The sequence below is a fragment of the Clostridium cibarium genome, from assembly GCF_014836335.1.
In the GTDB taxonomy this organism is placed as follows: Bacteria; Bacillota; Clostridia; order Clostridiales; family Clostridiaceae; genus Clostridium; species Clostridium cibarium.
Genome location: NZ_JACSRA010000023.1, coordinates 1 through 17399, shown reverse-complemented (window position 1 = coordinate 17399; position 17399 = coordinate 1). Strand labels below are relative to the sequence as shown.

Genomic DNA, 17399 nt, shown 5'->3' with positions numbered 1-17399 from the left:
CCAGAGGCTTCTTTAAATTATTTAAATGAAATTAGTGTTAAGAGTTTCCGCTTTCTTATATGCTGCTTCAATTATTTCTTTAGGATAGCCTATGTAATCTAGAAGCTTTATTGCATTTCTAGTATTTGAAATACCTTCTTTTAGTTTATAATCAAAACTTAATCCTTCAGTGTTATTAACATCTTCGCTAAAGTAATAAAAATCATATTGGTCCTTTAGCATCTCAGATAATTCTCTATCATGGGTAGCTACGATACATATAGCATTTCTTCTATTTATGTAACTTAATATTTCAGCAGAAGAAGATATTCTTTCTATAGGGTTAGTACCTCTAAATATTTCATCAATAGGACAGAAAACTGGTATATCACTATCTAGAGCTTTAATTATTCTTAATACTGATTCTGCTTCAGATAGGTAGTAACTCTTTCCAGAATTAATATCATCCTTAGGACTAATAGATGACACTATATTTAAAAAACAAGCTTCATATTCCTTAGCTAGTACAAAATTAAAAGTTTGTGCTAATAGAATATTTGTACTCATCATTCTTAAGAATGTAGATTTTCCAGACATATTCGTTCCAGTAAGAACTATACCGTTTTTTTCAATTGATATAGAATTTGCAACGGGTTTATTTAATAGTGGGTGAATACCATCCACTATCTTTAAGGTAGTATTATCTAAAAATTTTGGAGTAGCACAATTTGATATATTGATTTCTTTATAACTAGCAATAGATATTAAAGCATCGATTTCGCCAATTAAATAATATAAAGTAAGAATTTTATCTTCACTATTTGATAAAATACCGCTGATTTTATAATAATTTGTGACTTCTAGTAAAAAAGGTACAGATAAATATTCTAAAATTTCACCATATCCAGTGATAAACTTAATGAATCGAGTAGATCTATCTATGGATTTAATTTCCTTATCATTTAAAGCAGACTTAATTTTCTTAGTCATAGAAGCTAGAGCTAGATTATCTTCTTTAGAAATTTTATTTGCTGCAGTTAATAAATCTCTAAGATAAATGATTCCGGTAGCAGTTACATTGTTTTTTTCTTTATGAGTTATATAAATATTAAGGTAAACTAATATGAAAAAACCAAATGCAAATCTTGGTTCTTTAAAAGCAAAGGCTAGAATTATTAATAATAATGGAACTATCTGTCCAAGTATCATATAAAGAAAAAATTTTACCTTACTTACTACAAGAGAACCTTCAAGCATTTTAATAAGTCTATTTTTAGAGTCGAAACCCATATTAAATAGTATGTACCTTATATTACCACTTAGTTCTTTGTTTTTTCTAAATAATTCAATTAAGTTTTTTCTTTTCTCTAATTTATCCTTATCCATTAATGGATTCCTCAGCATACTATATAAAGCTGCTTCCCCTGAACTAGAATAGGTTCTATCTAATTTAGTAAAGACATCATTCATCATTAAATCATCCCAAGTATTATCATCAATTGTGTATTCATTTTTATAGGATAAGTCAAAAAGAGCTCTTATTTTAGTAAAGTTTCTTTTAGAATCCTTAGTTCGAGTAAAATCTGATAAAATTAGTTTTTTTATTGTATTCATAAGAATCTGCCTTTCCTTCATAGGTCTTGTCCATATATGGAAAGTATACCAGTATAAGTAGTGAAAATAAAGTATTTACAATTTAAATAATAAATTTATTGTCTATAACACCATTAAAATAATCAACAATTAAATTAGCTGCAAGAAGGTTCATGCTGTAGAATGTATCATAAGTAAAAGTTCCAGCATGAGGAGATAATATTACATTATCTAGTTTTAAAACAGGGGAATCTAAGCAAGGCTCTTCTTGAAAAACATCTAAGGCAGCGCCAGATATAATTCTGTTTTTTAAAGCTAGTGCTAAATCTTCTTCATTAACTATAGACCCTCTAGCGGTGTTAATAAACATGGCTGTTTTTTTCATTTTTTTAAACTTGTCATATGTGAACATGTTTTTAGTTTCTTCAGTAGATGGCATATGAAGTGAAACAAAATCACTAATTTTCAATAGTTCATCTAATGTAACATAACGAACGTTATATCTTTCTTCTAATTCAATTTTTCTATGAGGGCAATAATAAACTAAATTCATATCAAAAACTGAAGCTTTTCTTGCTACTTCTTGTCCTATGTTGCCAAAACCAACTAGCCCAAGGGTGGTTCCTTTAAGTCCTGATGAAAGTCTTTTATTCCAAATTCCATTATGGATATCTCTAGAATGTTCTTCTAGTTTTCTAGTTAAGGCCAAAATAAAGGCCATAGTAAGTTCTGAAACAGAAGATTCAACAGTACCTAATGTACGAGCAATGGTTATATTATTAATGTGGCAGTAATCAACATCTATGCTATCATAGCCAACACCTCGCCTAGCGATAAATTTCAAATTTGGAATCTTTTCTAATATTTTTTTATCTAAGGTTTCAGTGCCAACAAGTAGTGCGTCAGCATCTTTAATAAACTCTATGTATTCTTCTTCATTCTTTATATTTTTAAATGGTTTTTCTTTTACATCAAAGCCATTTTTTTTTAAAAGTTCTAAAGGTTCATTATTTAAATTTGATACATCACTAGCGGTGATTCTAACGTTATACATAATAATTCCTCCTAAATGTAATTGAAAATATTATAACATACTAAAATAAACATACTAAACTTAGCTAGGGATATGTCTTCTATGATGCTAAGCTTAATATGTTTATTATAATAATTTATTTATTGCAATTACAACAAGTTTGCGTATTATAGCAATCACATGGTGAGTAAACGAATATAACTGTGAATTTATAACATGTGCAACCATCATCTGCTGTAAAGGATAGAGTGTCCATTGTTCCAGGCCTTATGCAATTATATGCATCTAAAACTATACCTGAATCATAAGTTGTGTAAACTCCTAAGTCACCACATATTTTTTTGGTACATGGATCATATTTTCTCCCAGTATAAGTTATTGTAATGGGGCCGTTACATTTACTTGAAGTAGCGGTGAAATACTGTGGTTTGCCAGAACATACATATATTATTTTATTTTTAGGGTCGAAGTTTACGTCTAATCTACAGTTTGCGATAATAGATTTACAGGATGGAGAAGGTTTTTCCATCTTTTTTTCCTCCTAAAAGTGCATAAATTTCTTTTTATTTTATTCTATGGGGAAGGTTCAGCAATTGGTACAAAATATGAAGAAAAAGCATAGTATATTTTGTAAGAAGTTGCAGGGAGGATGTTAATTATGAAGGAAGAGGAGCAGGGTAGAGATACATGTGAATTTAAGATACATCCAAATAATTTTAAAGTTGAAATAAGTGAAATAAAACCTATATGTGCATATGGATGTATACCGGTGATATTGGACATAAAAGTAAGAAATTGTAGTAGAGCAAAGAGTTCTGTAAAGATTAAATTAAATCCATGTAATGGTATTTTGTACTTTGTAGAACCATCCACTTATATATATAAGGCTAAAAGAGGATTTTGTGGTATGGATATTTTCCAATTATGTTTTAGAGATGAGTATGGGGAAGAATCTATAGAAAGTATATTAGTTAATGTGAAAAGAGCAAGAAGGTCATGTAAACATAAGATAAAAAAATAAACTGAGTATTCCCTCAGTTTATTTTTTATATAAAATTATTAATACATCTTTTCAACTATAAGTCCAACTAAACCAGGTCCGGTATGTACTCCAAGAGAAGGAGCAATACATCCTCCTAGGGTACATTCAATAATATTAGGGAAATCTTTTATTGATTGATATAATACTTTTGCTTTTTCAGGAGCACCTCCATTTAGAACCCATACTTTACATTTACCTTTCTCAAGATATGGTTTTAGTAAAGTAGAAAGTTTTGATATAGATTGTTTGACTCCTCTAACTTTAGCAGCAGTATGATATATTCCGTCATTCCCAACTGTTATTATTGGTTTTAAGTTGAGGGTAGTAGCAATTGTACCTGCAACTTTACCAATTCTACCTCCCTTAATTAAATATTCTAAAGTATCTATTGTAAAAAATACATCTATTTTATCCCTTAAGCTTGGTAGAAACTCAGTAATTTCTTTAAAGGATTTACCTTCTTTTATTAGATTAGCTGTTTCAATTACCATAGCACCTTCAGACATAGTTAAAGTCATAGAATCAAATACAAAAGTTTCTATTCCATTAACACTTTCAGCAGCTAGTCTTGCAGAGTTATAAGTACCAGAAAGGCCGCTTGATATTGTTATTATAATGGCATGAGTATAACCTTCATCCTTTAATGAAGTCAATAATTCTGCAAATTTGTCTGTACTAGGTAAAGAAGTTGTAGGAACTTCTTTTGGTAAAAGTTCATAAAGCATCTCAGATGTCAATTCTATAGCATCATTATATTCTCTATCAGAAAAAATAATTTTAAAAGGTACTACCTTTATATTATTTTCTTTTACAAAATCTAAGCTTACATCTGAAGCACTATCTGTTATTAACGCTATTTTTTCCATTATGAATTCTCCTTTATGTATCTTAAATTAAGATGTCAATTTTATTTCACTTATTCATAAAAGTTTTGATCTTTGTATATTTAGTATAACATAACTTAGATATACATCGTAACCATAAAAGTAAATTTGTACAATAACTGATTTAAATTGGCTCGCATTATAAGATAAGTTCAATATGTTTTTATCCAATAATCTTTGAATATTATAAATATTGATTTTATTTGTCTATTTTTAACTAATTATAAATCATATAAAAATAAGGGTCAAATGGATAGAATGGTTGACTAATCAACTATTCTATGATAATTTATTATTTGGAAAGCAAAAGGAGGAAACATGAATAGCAAATTTAGAGATTTAATTAGATTAACCAATAATATATATAGATACACTCAAGTATATTTAGATAAGAAATTAGAAAAGCTAAATATTACAACTGGAAGTTATCCATATTTGTTAGTGTTAAACAAGAATGAAGGCATTAGTCAAAATGAGATAAGTAGAGAGCTTAATGTGGATAAAGCTATGTCTGCAAGAATAATAAAAAAACTAATTGAGTTAGAATATGTTAGAAAAGAAGAAAATGAAAAAGATATACGTGCATATAAATTATTTTTAACTAAAAGAGGAAGAGAAGTAATCCCTGAAATTCATAATATTATAGAAGAGTGGACTAATATGATAATTCAGGGAAATGAAGAAGAACAAATTGAAAGTTCTATAGAATTTCTAGATAAGGTATTAGAGAATGCTAAAGAAATTAAAAAGAACTGCTGTGAAAGGATGAAAAATATTGAATAATAAAGAAGATGAAATATATAAAAAGCGATGGATTATTCTATTTACAGTGTTATCAGCCACATTCATGTCAACTTTAGATGGTAGTATTGTAAATGTCGCTTTACCTGATATGTCTAATAAATTAAATGTTAGCTCAGCAAGCATTCAGTGGGTAGTTACTAGTTTTTTAATTACAATCGTAGCTACTATTTTAATATTTGGAAGGCTAGGAGATATAAAAGGTAAAACAAAAATATTTAAATTTGGAGTTTTGCTTTTTACATTAGGATCATTACTTTGTGGCTTTACTAATTCCTTATTAGTATTGGTTGTTGCAAGAGTAATTCAAGCCATTGGAGCGGCTGCTACCATGGCAAATAATCAAGGTATTATAACTCAAGTTTTTCCTCCTAATGAACGGGGAAGAGCCCTTGGAATTTTAGGAACCTTTGTTGCGTTGGGAGCCATGGCTGGGCCTCCACTTGGTGGGATAATCGTTTCGGCTGTTAGTTGGGAATATATATTTTTAATAAATGTGCCTATAGGAATAATAGTTTTCATACTTACAATGAAGATTTTTCCAAAGTCAGACAAAGAAATAGATGAAAATTTTGATGGAAAAGGAGCTCTTTTATTTGCCATATCAACTGTGGCATTATTTGGTGCTTTAGTACAAGGTCAAACTATTGGGTATAATAATATATATATAATATTGGCATTTATTGTATCAGCTATTACTTTTATAGTGTTTCTTTGGATTGAAAGTAAGATGGAATTACCTCTACTTTACTTAAAGATTTTTTCAAATAGTTTATTTTCAATAAGCATATTATGTGCATTTATATCATTTATTGCAATTAGTGCATCTAATATAATTCTGCCTTTTTATTTTCAAGATGCTTTAAAACTATCACCAGCCACAACAGGATTTTTTATGATGGTTTCACCGCTTGTACTTTCTGTAGTAGCACCTTTTAGCGGGTATTTATCAGATAAAATTGGATCAGAAATACTTACATTAATTGGGCTCACGTTAACCAGTTTAGGTTTATTTCTTATATCAACCTTAAATGAGAACTCACCTGTTATAATGTTAATAGTTTTTATAATAATTATGACTATTGGAAATGGAATGTTCCAATCACCAAATAATTCTTTAGTAATGTCAACTGTAACAAAGGATAAGCTTGGAATTGCAGGTAGTGTAAATGCACTTATTAGAAATCTTGGTATGGTATTTGGTACATCACTTGCAACTTCTTTACTTTATAGCAGAATGAGCAGCAAAGCTGGATATAGGGTAGTTGATTACATAGTAGGCAGAGATGATATATTTATATATGGGATGAGATGTGTTTATATTTCGGCTTCTATGCTTTGTGTTGTAGGTGCTATAATTACTGGAATACGATTATATAATAGTAAAAAAATTCGTAAATTAAATACAGAATATGAAAGCTAAAATAGAGAAAAAAGCCATAGTGATATGGCTTTTTTTATATGGGAAAATAACATATGTATTTAATAGGATAACTTTTAATTTTTTACATAAGACAAAGTAATAATGGATAAAATACTAAAAGTATATTAACAAAAAAATAATGATATTAAGAACATGAGGTGGATACAATGAAAAAGATGAAAACCATGGATGGAAATACAGCAGCAGCATATATTTCATATGCCTTTACAGAAGTATCTGTAATATTTCCTATTACACCTTCATCTCCAATGGCAGAATATGTAGATAGTTGGAGTGCTCAGGAAAAGAAAAATATATTTGGTAGACCAGTTAAAGTTGTAGAGATGCAATCAGAAGCAGGTGCAGCAGGAGCATTACATGGCTCACTTCAGTCAGGTGCTTTAACAACAACATATACAGCATCGCAAGGGTTGCTACTTATGATACCTAATATATATAGGATAGTTGGAGATAGATTGCCAGGTGTTATTCATGTAGCAGCTAGAGCGCTAACTACATCATCATTAAATATTTTTGGAGATCACCAAGATGTAATGGCTGCAAGACAAACAGGAGTAGTAATGTTAGTAGAAAGTTCTGTTCAGGAAGTTATGGATCTTTCAGCAGTTGCACATTTAGCAGCAATTAAAAGTAGAATGCCATTTCTTAATTTTTTTGATGGCTTTAGAACCTCTCATGAAATTCAAAAGATAGAAGTTTTAGAGTACGATGATCTTCAAAAGATGGTTGATCAAAAATCCCTTGAGGATTTTAGAAATAATTCTATGACACCTAATAGTCCAGTAACTAGAGGTATGGCTCAAAATTCAGATGTTTATTTTCAACTTAGGGAAGCAGCTAATAGATTTTATGATGATATTCCAACAGTAGTTGAAGAGTATATGAGTAAAATCACAAGTCTTACAGGTAGGGAATATCATTGTTTTGATTATTATGGGGCACCTGATGCTGATAGGATTATTATTGCAATGGGATCTGTCACAGATGTATGTGAAGAAACTGTTGATTATTTAAATAATAAAGGAGAAAAAGTAGGACTCGTTAGGGTAAGGCTATTTAGACCATTTTCTACTGAAAGGTTACTAAAAGTTATACCTAAATCGGTTAAAAAGATAGCAGTTTTAGATAGAACTAAAGAACCTGGTGCGCCTGGAGAACCTTTATACCTAGATGTAGTTAGAACATTCTTTAGTGAAAAAGAAAGACCTATAATAGTAGGAGGAAGATTTGGACTTGGTTCAAAGGATCCAAATCCAGAAAATATAGCGGCAGTTTATGAAAACTTGACTAAGAATGAGCCCAAAAATAGTTTTACAATTGGAATACTAGATGATGTGACAAATACTTCATTAGAACTTATAAAAGGTATTGATGCAACACCAGAAGGTACAACTCAATGTAAATTTTGGGGTCTTGGATCTGATGGAACCATCGGTGCAAATAAAAGTGCCATAAAAATTATAGGAGATCATACAGAGATGTATGCTCAAGGTTACTTTTTCTATGACTCAAAAAAATCTGGTGGTATAACAATATCTCATTTAAGGTTTGGTAAAAAGCCAATTAAATCACCTTATTTAATAGATAAAGCTGATTTTGTTGCTTGTCATAATCAAGCATATGTTTATAAATATAATGTAATGGAAGGACTAAAAGAAAATTCTAAGTTCTTACTAAATACAATTTGGAGTCCAGAGGAGCTTGAAGAAAGACTTCCAGCAAGAGTAAAGGTGTTTATTGCAGAAAATAATATTGAGTTTTATACAATAAATGCAATAAAGATAGCGCAAGATATAGGTCTTGGCGGAAGAATTAATATGATAATGCAATCAGCCTTTTTTAAACTTACAAATATAATTCCTGTGGAAGATGCTGTTAAATATCTTAAAGAAGCAGTAGTTACTTCATATAGTAAAAAAGGAGAAAAGGTAGTATCTATGAACCATGAAGCAATAGATAAAGGTGTTAATTCAATAATAAAAATTGATGTACCTGCTTCATGGAAAGATGCAAAGGATGATAAGCTTGATATCAAAGAAGATATACCTGACTTTGTAAAAGAAGTAGCTATGCCAATACATAGACAAGAAGGAAATAGTTTGCCAGTTTCTACTTTTGTAAAACATGGAATGGACGATGGATCTTTTAGACAAGGGACTTCAGTCTTCTTTAAAAGAGGTATTGCAGTAAATGTTCCTGAATGGATACCTGAAAACTGTATTCAATGTAATCAGTGTTCGTATGTATGTCCGCATTCAGTAATTAGACCTTTCTTATTAAATGAAGAAGAGAAGAACAATGCGCCAGAAGGAACAAAGCTAGTTGAGGCTAAAGCATTAAAAACTGATGAAAAATATAATTTTTCAATAGGCGTAAGCATTTTAGATTGTACTGGATGTGCAAATTGTGCGGAAGTTTGTCCAGCTCCTGAAAAAGCATTAATTATGAAATCACAAGATTCACAGGCAGAGCAAATTGAAGTATGGGATTATTACATGGAAGGTGTTTCTAAGAAAGAAAATCCAATGAGCAAGTTTACTGTTAAAGGCAGTCAATTTGAAACTCCTCTTCTTGAATTCCACGGAGCTTGTGCTGGTTGTGGAGAACCTGCATATGCTAGAATTATAACTCAATTATTTGGAGATAGGATGATGATAGCCAATGCAACAGGTTGTTCATCAATATGGGCAGGATCTGCAGAAATGAGTGCGTATACAGTAAATAAGGATGGTCATGGTCCAGCCTGGGCTAATTCTTTATTTGAGGATAATGCAGAGTTTGGTTATGGAATGCATTTAGGAAGCACATATATGAGGGAAACAATTGCTGAAGACATTAAAAAAGCTTTAGAATCAGATTTACCTGATGAAACAAAGAATGTTTTAAAAGACTGGTTAGATCACAAAGATTCAGGTGAAGGAACAAGACTTAGAGCAAATAGAGTTATTGAAGTATTACAAAATGAAAACTCTGAAATAGCTAAAAAGATACTTAAAAATAAGGATTACTTAGTAAAGAGAAGTCAATGGCTATTTGGTGGAGATGGATGGGCTTACGATATTGGATATGGTGGACTTGATCATGTATTAGCTTCTGGAGAAGATGTAAATGTATTAGTAATGGATACTGAAATTTATTCCAATACAGGAGGTCAGTCATCAAAATCTACCCCTACAGCAGCAATAGCTAAATTTGCTTCTAGTGGTAAGAGAACAAAGAAAAAGGATCTAGGTGCAATGGCTATGACCTACGGATATATTTATGTTGCTCAAGTTGCTATAGGAGCAGATAAAAATCAAACACTAAAAGCAATTGCAGAAGCTGAAAGCTATAATGGACCATCTTTAATTATTGCTTATGCGCCATGTATATCTCATGGAATTCATGTTGGAATGGCTAATTCTGTAGAAGAAGAGAGAAAAGCGGTACACTGTGGTTATTGGCAACTATATAGATATAATCCTAGTCTTCGAGGTGAAAAGAATCCATTTTCACTTGATTATGCAAAGGAGCCTAATGGTAAGTTCAAAGAATTCTTAATGGGAGAAGTTAGGTATTCATCACTTGCTAAAGCTTTTCCAGAGCAATCTGAAAAGTTGTTTGAAAAGACAGAGCATGATGCAATGGAAAGATTGGATACATACAGAAGGTTAGCAGAAAGATAGTATTTTGAGGGAAGTTAATTACTTCCCTTATTTTTCTGAAAATTATAAGCAGTTATATATTTGTAGTCATATATTGAATAGTAGATTTGTTTAGCAATAACTAAGAGTGGTGATAGATATTGAAAAAAGATAGACTTACACAAGGTAATGAAAATAATAAAAGCAGTAAAGATTGGAATCAGTTTTTAATAGAACTTGGATGGAGCAATAGAGAAATTTTATCAGGACATATAGCTCTATATACAATAATACAAAGTATTATTGTAAGACATACTAGAAGAGCAATTTTATTAGATGACATAAATGGAACTAATTATAAAAATGATCCACAAGCTACATGTATACTTAAGAAATATCCTGGTTTAATTACTGGAACATTATTAGTCTTAGCTATAAATTCTGTGGAAGTAAGTTTTGAACAATTGGTTAATGCTTACTCTTTAGGGAAAGCAACAAAGCAGGAACTCAGAGATTTGCAGGACTCTTTAATATCTTCCTTTTTTGCATATGTGGCAGCAAAAATTAGTCATGAAATTGAAAGTAGAGCTCCATTTTACTAAAATGAATTTCAAGTTATCTCATATTTTGAAACATTGCCAGTATATTTAACATTCCATATCCCCATTGAGGATTAGGATAAATATCACCAGCTCTTTTTGTTGTTCCTCGAGCAAGGTATGTCTTTATAGTTTGAGAATACATTGTTGGATCATTTCCATCTACAATTCCCCATTGGAGTAATAATGCGCAAGCACCAGAAACTACAGCAGCAGATACGCTTGTTCCATTAACAACAGTGGTAGAATTATTTGGAGCAACTGTAACGGCATTAACACCACCAGCCGCAACAGTAATTCCAATGCGGTTATTGCCAGTAAAACCTACCCCTGAATAGTTTAGAATATTATTATTATTTTGATTGTAAGCAGCAGCAGTAATTATAAAAGCTGTATTACCTGGATTGGTTAAAGTCCCATAAATATCTGATGGCATAAGTCTAGTTCCTCCAACTGTTATTCCACTTTGAGGTATCCAAGCATTAAAGTTTCCATCTAGAATATATTCGCCTATTATTCTAATTCTCCATATGCCAGGCTGAAGTTTATAGATTCTAATGCGAATTAATTCGTTACCACTGTTTTCTTCTGGAGTGTAGAAATTTATTTTCATCGATGTTTTTTCAAATAGAAAAGTATAAGTTTCAGTAACATTAATTAAAGCACGTATAGGGCCAGTATTTTCTCCAGATGGAGATACTATATCAACAGACAAAATATTGGGAGCATCAGACCAAATTTCAACCCAAAGATCTTTCTGCTCAGGAGAAACATCTATTTCAATTTCTTTATTTACGCCAGTTTCAGGTATAATTCCTGAAGTATGTTCACTTTCAGCACGTTCATTGCCTGCTCCTGTAATTACAACGATTCCAGTATTAGAGGAAATTGAGTCTATATATTGAGAAACAATATCATTACCATCATGACTACCTAAGTTAGTACCAAGAGGAAAACATATGGCCATTGGTTTAAAAAAACTTAGGGCATATCTATTTAAAAATTCAAGTGCTGCAAATATAACTGTTACATTAAAAACTGGAATTTCTATATCAAATTGAGCCTCAAAAGAAAAATCTTCAATTAGTTTGATTACTACGAAATTGCACTCAGGGGCAATACCTTTTAAATTAGGGTTTTTTCCAGAGGCTCCAATTATACCTGCCATACTAGTTCCATGACCAAGAGTATCTTGTGTTGGTACTATGTCATAGGGAGATTTTCCTTCTCTTGAAGCATTTATTGCATCTTGTATTTTCTCTTTGCTAAAAACTGTTCCAAAATGAGGAGTATTAGTATTAAATGAATTTTCTGATGGGATAGTCATATCCCAAATTAATTCTATTCTGGTTTGTCCATTGGCATCCATAAATTCAGGACTTAAGTAATCTATACCTGAATCTAGTATAGCAACATTAACACCTCTTCCAGTAAGGCTTAATGGAAGATTTAATTGTAAAAAGTTAACTTGGGTAGCCTCTATTGGAGATATTTGCTGCAAAGTGTACATTTCTGCAGGTTTTACATAAACAATAGTAGGGAAAAAAGGACTTGTTATATTAATTTCAATGTCCTTTTTTACGGAAACTATAGCATATCTATTATTAATTATAGTTGCATAGTAATCAGGAAATCTAGAAAGATCTTCTTGAATGTTTCCTTGATATTGTACTACGTAGTGATCATAATTAACATCATAAAAGATATTTGAAGGTGTACCATTTACTTGCTTCATTTTAACTTTCCTTTCATTTTGGAATTCTTATAAATAAATTATTTATATTATATTCATGAAAATTTGATTGGTTTTCTTTTATATAATCTCTATTTACTTCACCATAGGATCTACTAATGATGTTAAAGGTATCTAACAAGTCAAAATCGCCATAACCTGTTTCTCTATTAGGAAATTTATAAATAGCATTTCTATAGGCACCGTAGTATAGGTAGCTTCTTATCTTCCTTGAATGCATAGTTCTGTCATTATTTTTAACAATTCCCCATTCCAATAAAAGGGCAGAGGCCCCTGCTACTATAGAAGCTGCAGCAGAACTACCAGAAAGGGTGGTGTTTCCACCACCAACCTGGGTAGTTAAGATATTAGTACCTAATGTGGCTACATCAGGATTTATGATACCATCTGTATTATAACCTCTTCCAGAGGATGGCATTCTAGCACCATTTTCACCAAAGTATGCTACTGTCACAATATTAAGAGCGGTACTTGGAACTGATAAAGTACTATATGGGTCAGGTTCAAGAAATACTGTTCCTTCAGGTAAAGTGATTTTAGGTGGAAGCCATATATCGAATCGGCCATTGACTATATATTCACCTGTAATTTGAAATTTCCAAATACCAGGCTTTATATTTTTAAAATCTACTTGAATCATCTCATGTCCTGTAAAATGTTCCGGAGTTAAGTATCTAATTTCCATAATAGTATTTGTATATACAAATAAATGACTGTCGCGCTTGCCAATTTTAGATTCATACAAGGTTGAAGATTCTCCAGTTGGAGAAATTACTCTTAAAGAAACACGACTTGGTTTTTGAACTACTATTCTAAAGCCAAGTTGTTTCATCTCTCTAGGAATCCTAAGTTCAACAGTTTTTGAATCTCCAACTGACACAATGGTTCCAGATGCATGTCCTTGAGAGTCACCTTCATTACCAACTCCAATTACAGTACATATTCCTCTTATATTTCCTAAACTTGCTATATATCTAGCAGTTAAACTTAAAGTATCATGACTAAGATCCGTAGTTCCAAGATTTAGACTAATGACCATAGGTCTATTTAAGTTAAGACTAATATTTTTTACATGCTCTAAAGCTGCAATAAGTTCTGAAGCATTATAAACAGGAACATTTACTATGCCATTATCGGATAAAAGCTTTTTAAAATAGGAAGACTGAGAGAGTTTAACTATTACAAAATCGCAATCATGTGCAACACCTTGAAGTTCACCAGCGTAACCTCTAGCTCCAATAATCCCAGCAACTTTTGTTCCATGACCAATTTCATCTCTAGATGGGACTATTTGATAGGGATCTTGATTGTTTTTTGAAGCAGCTATAGCTTGATTAATTTGTTCATTTGTATAAATTTCACCCATATGAACTGAAGGATTGGTGGTAGTAGTTATTGACTGATCCCATATACTAAGTATTCTAGATGTTCCATCCTCTCTTATGAATTCTTGGTTAAGATAATCTATGCCAGTATCAATAATACCAACTAAAACACCTCTGCCAGTCAAGTTTAAATATGGACTGATCTTAATAGTATTTATATTATCCACGTTAGAAGGGGAGGTTTCTTCTAAAACAAATATAGGGTTATAGCCTATAAAAATAATAGCAGGAACATCAATTAAGATTTGTTCCAAATATTTATCCTCTAAAGATATAACCCCAATACTTTCAGTAATTATATCTCCGCAGGCATAAGAAACCTTATCTATTTGTTCTTTAAAATTGCCTCTATATTCAACTAAATGATTTGCTGTATTAGATTCATGGTAAAGATTGCAAGCACGTGAATTTTGCATTGTTAACTCCAATTTAATAAGCTTTAATAATATTTTATTTTTAATTTACAGTATTAATGATAAAATTTTGGGAAATGCGGAGTAGAGTGTAAATTATATAGTTTATTTGTGCATATAACACATTTATTAATATGAGAACATATTTATATATAAAATGGAAAGAACTAACGTGAATTATATGGAGGATAAAAATGAGAGGAATAGATGTATCAAATCATAATGGAAATATTGATTTTGATAAGGTTAAAAATAGTGGAATAGAGTTAGTATATATTAAGGCAACAGAAGGAACTACTTATCAAGATCCTTTTAGAGAAATAAATTATAATGGTGCTACCAGTGCTGGGTTACAAGTAGGATTTTATCATTTCCTAGTAGGAAGTAGCTCACCAGAAACTCAAGCAGAGAATTTCTATAATGTAATAAAGAATAAAAATAATTATTTAAAACCATGTCTTGATTTGGAGACGGCAGGATTTGATGTAATGGATTATGCTTTAAGATTTATTAGTAAATTTAACTCATTAACAGATTTGCCTATTGCAATTTATTCATCGCCTTATTTTATTAATAACAATTTAGATAGCAGGCTTGCAAACTATCCATTATGGGTTGCTCATTATGGAGTAACAACACCAACTAGTAATAATGTTTGGGGATCAAGTTATGTTGGACATCAATATACAAGTAGTGGGAGAGTAGATGGGGTAAATGGAGATTGTGATCTAAATAATTTTTATGATGGTATACTCGTTTCCAGTAGAAATAATGATCCATCACCTGCAGCTGAAACAATGGTAGAAAGAGGGAGGAGATTTGTAGGGTCCAGATGTAAAGAACTTCAGGAAAAATTAATTGCAAGAGGGTATGATTGTGGAGGATATGGAGCTGATGGTATTTTTGGTGAAGGAACATTAAATTCTTTGCTACAATTTCAAACAGATAATGGATTAGTTGCTGATGGATTAGCAGGACCATTAACTTTTGCAAAACTTAATAGTGGAAATAGTACAGTAGATGATGTAGTAAGAAAGCTACAAAGTGAAATAAATTCACAAGGTTTTGGGAATATCGCGGTAGATGGAATAGTTGGGGAGGAGACTTTAAGTCATGTTCCAGTAATAAGATATGGAGCTAATGGGGAAATAACAAAATGTCTTCAGATTCTTTTAAATCGTAAAGGATATAACTTGGCTGCAGATGGAGTATTTGGAGATAATACTTTAAATGCGGTTAAGTCTTTTCAAAGTAAAAAAGGCCTTTTAGTAGATGGAATAGTTGGAAAAAATACTTGGAGTAGTTTATTAAAGTAGATGTTGAAATATCCTTAAAAGAAATATATACTTATGTAAAGTTTAGTATATATGTTGAAGGAAGGGATATTATGAAAAAGGAAGTAGTTTTTACTGAAAAAGCACCTAAAGCTATTGGGCCATATTCTCAAGGAGTTAAAGTAGGAGAATTAATCTTTACATCAGGACAAATACCATTAGTGCCTGAGTCTGGAGTAATGGTTACTGAAATAAAAGAAGCAACAAAGCAGAGCTTAGAAAATGTGAAGTCTATACTTGAAGCCGCTGGCAGTTCTTTGGATAAGGTTGTGAAGGTTGTAGTTTTCATTAAGGATATGGATGATTTTCCAGTAATCAATGAGATTTATGGAGAATATTTTAAAGAAAATACTCCAGCTAGAAGTCTTGTTCAGGTTGCTAAGTTACCTAAAGATGCTTTACTTGAGATAGAAGCAATAGCTCATATTTAACTTAAAATAAATTTTGAATGATAGGTATAAATGTCTATTTTGAATTTATGAAATTATAGGAAGAAATATATTTTTTAAAGAGGAAAAGTAGTAGCTTCATAGGTAAATACATTATTGACATTTATACCTTTAACAACATATTACTAAAGCTCAAGAAATATACTTGTTTTATAATTTTTTTTGCTTCGAACACTTAAATTATGTAGTATTTAAATTAAAACGTTTTATAAGACCATATAATAGCATTTTACGATATATTTATTGATTTTCTTTATGGTAAATTATAAACTTGTTCTTGGATAAAATTGTTGGATCGGGGGAGAAAAATGAAGAACAAAGTGAAAAAAATAATAGCAACAATATGTATAGTAACTTTGTCAGCGCCATTAATAGCATGTGGTGGACAAGATAAAAAAGCACCGGAAGAGGTTGTAAAAACATATATTGGAACTTATTTGAAGTCAAAAGATGTTAATTATGAGAAAACAAAAGTAGATAAAGATACTGCAGAAGATTTAGCAAATAAACGCGACTATAATTTAGTAGTGACTTTTAATTTAGATGGAGAAGATATGGAAGGTGATTTTGTAAAAGCATTACATTCAGCCTTGTCTAAAGTAAAGTATAATGTGACTTCATCAGAAGTAGATAAAGCTAAAGCTAAAGTATCTTTAGAAATAGAAGGTATTAATTTAGATGATGTAGAAAAAGATGGATTGGGAAAATTGAAAGAAGAAAAGAAAAAGAAAACAATGAATGTTGAAGAGAGTATGAATTACCTTGGTAAAGTTGTAATAGATGATCTTAACGATATAAAATTAGATGATAGTAAAACTGTAGAACTTGAATTAAATCAAGATTCTAATAAAGTATGGACTTTAACAGATGATAGTATAAGCAAACTAGAAGCAGCTATTACTGAAAAAGATTCCTATGAAAGAATTAAAGAAAAAGTTCCAGATAACTTTAAAGAAGTTATTAATCAGGCATCCTAAAAATTCACCTTATAGAGGATGTAGAATAACTTGTGTAAATTGAATATTGGATATGTTTTATAACTGGAAATTTCATTTCCAGTTATATTT

At 30.9% G+C, this 17399-nt stretch carries 14 protein-coding genes; 8 read left to right on the top strand and 6 right to left on the bottom strand.

What is annotated here, in order from left to right; genetic code table 11:
* Window positions 1-21: 21 nt before the first annotated feature.
* The 3 genes from H9661_RS13530 to H9661_RS13520 all read right to left on the bottom strand — a co-directional run bounded on the left by H9661_RS13530 (window position 22) and on the right by H9661_RS13520 (window position 3134).
* Window positions 22-1593 (bottom strand): MutS-related protein, encoded by a 1572-nt coding sequence (locus H9661_RS13530; RefSeq protein WP_191769341.1) that lies wholly within the window; start codon window positions 1591-1593, stop codon window positions 22-24.
* An 82-nt stretch (window positions 1594-1675) separates the two neighbouring features.
* Window positions 1676-2626: a phosphoglycerate dehydrogenase gene (locus tag H9661_RS13525; protein WP_191769339.1), complete on the bottom strand. Its 951-nt coding sequence runs from the start codon at window positions 2624-2626 to the stop codon at window positions 1676-1678.
* Between the two features lie 115 nt (window positions 2627-2741).
* Window positions 2742-3134: a hypothetical protein gene (locus tag H9661_RS13520; RefSeq protein WP_143315342.1), complete on the bottom strand. Its 393-nt coding sequence runs from the start codon at window positions 3132-3134 to the stop codon at window positions 2742-2744.
* A gap of 129 nt (window positions 3135-3263) precedes the next feature.
* Here H9661_RS13520 and H9661_RS13515 point away from each other — a divergent pair, with 129 nt between their 5' ends.
* The gene (locus H9661_RS13515) at window positions 3264-3626 is read left to right on the top strand and encodes a hypothetical protein (protein ID WP_143315341.1); all 363 of its coding nucleotides are present in this window, start codon (window positions 3264-3266) and stop codon (window positions 3624-3626) included.
* Between the two features lie 38 nt (window positions 3627-3664).
* On the opposite strand, the gene H9661_RS13510 is transcribed toward H9661_RS13515, so the two are convergent.
* Window positions 3665-4513, bottom strand: a complete 849-nt coding sequence (locus H9661_RS13510) for a DegV family protein (protein ID WP_143315340.1) — start codon at window positions 4511-4513, stop codon at window positions 3665-3667.
* A gap of 336 nt (window positions 4514-4849) precedes the next feature.
* On the opposite strand from H9661_RS13510, the gene H9661_RS13505 reads away from it, so the two are divergent.
* The 4 genes from H9661_RS13505 to H9661_RS13490 all read left to right on the top strand — a co-directional run bounded on the left by H9661_RS13505 (window position 4850) and on the right by H9661_RS13490 (window position 11001).
* On the top strand, window positions 4850-5314 hold the full coding sequence (locus tag H9661_RS13505) for a MarR family winged helix-turn-helix transcriptional regulator (RefSeq protein ID WP_143315339.1): 465 nt from the start codon (window positions 4850-4852) through the stop codon (window positions 5312-5314).
* Window positions 5307-6755: an MFS transporter gene (locus H9661_RS13500; protein WP_143315338.1), complete on the top strand. Its 1449-nt coding sequence runs from the start codon at window positions 5307-5309 to the stop codon at window positions 6753-6755. Before H9661_RS13505 ends, H9661_RS13500 begins: the two co-directional genes overlap by 8 nt.
* A 167-nt stretch (window positions 6756-6922) precedes the next feature.
* The gene (gene nifJ, locus H9661_RS13495; protein WP_143315337.1) at window positions 6923-10441 is read left to right on the top strand and encodes a pyruvate:ferredoxin (flavodoxin) oxidoreductase; all 3519 of its coding nucleotides are present in this window, start codon (window positions 6923-6925) and stop codon (window positions 10439-10441) included.
* A 119-nt stretch (window positions 10442-10560) separates the two neighbouring features.
* Window positions 10561-11001, top strand: coding sequence for a hypothetical protein (locus tag H9661_RS13490; protein WP_143315336.1), 441 nt, complete (start codon window positions 10561-10563; stop codon window positions 10999-11001).
* A 13-nt stretch (window positions 11002-11014) separates the two neighbouring features.
* Here H9661_RS13490 and H9661_RS13485 read toward each other — a convergent pair whose 3' ends face one another.
* Both H9661_RS13485 and H9661_RS13480 read right to left on the bottom strand, forming a co-directional pair.
* Window positions 11015-12733 (bottom strand): S8 family peptidase, encoded by a 1719-nt coding sequence (locus tag H9661_RS13485; RefSeq protein ID WP_191769337.1) that lies wholly within the window; start codon window positions 12731-12733, stop codon window positions 11015-11017.
* A gap of 13 nt (window positions 12734-12746) precedes the next feature.
* Window positions 12747-14552, bottom strand: a complete 1806-nt coding sequence (locus H9661_RS13480; protein ID WP_143315334.1) for a S8 family peptidase — start codon at window positions 14550-14552, stop codon at window positions 12747-12749.
* A gap of 191 nt (window positions 14553-14743) precedes the next feature.
* Here H9661_RS13480 and H9661_RS13475 point away from each other — a divergent pair, with 191 nt between their 5' ends.
* The 3 genes from H9661_RS13475 to H9661_RS13465 all read left to right on the top strand — a co-directional run bounded on the left by H9661_RS13475 (window position 14744) and on the right by H9661_RS13465 (window position 17309).
* Entirely contained in the window at window positions 14744-15865 is a 1122-nt protein-coding gene (locus tag H9661_RS13475; RefSeq protein ID WP_191769335.1) for a GH25 family lysozyme, read from the top strand.
* A gap of 71 nt (window positions 15866-15936) precedes the next feature.
* Window positions 15937-16314, top strand: coding sequence for a Rid family detoxifying hydrolase (locus H9661_RS13470; RefSeq protein WP_143315332.1), 378 nt, complete (start codon window positions 15937-15939; stop codon window positions 16312-16314).
* A gap of 326 nt (window positions 16315-16640) precedes the next feature.
* Window positions 16641-17309, top strand: coding sequence for a hypothetical protein (locus H9661_RS13465; protein ID WP_143315331.1), 669 nt, complete (start codon window positions 16641-16643; stop codon window positions 17307-17309).
* The last annotated feature ends 90 nt before the right edge of the window (window positions 17310-17399 follow it).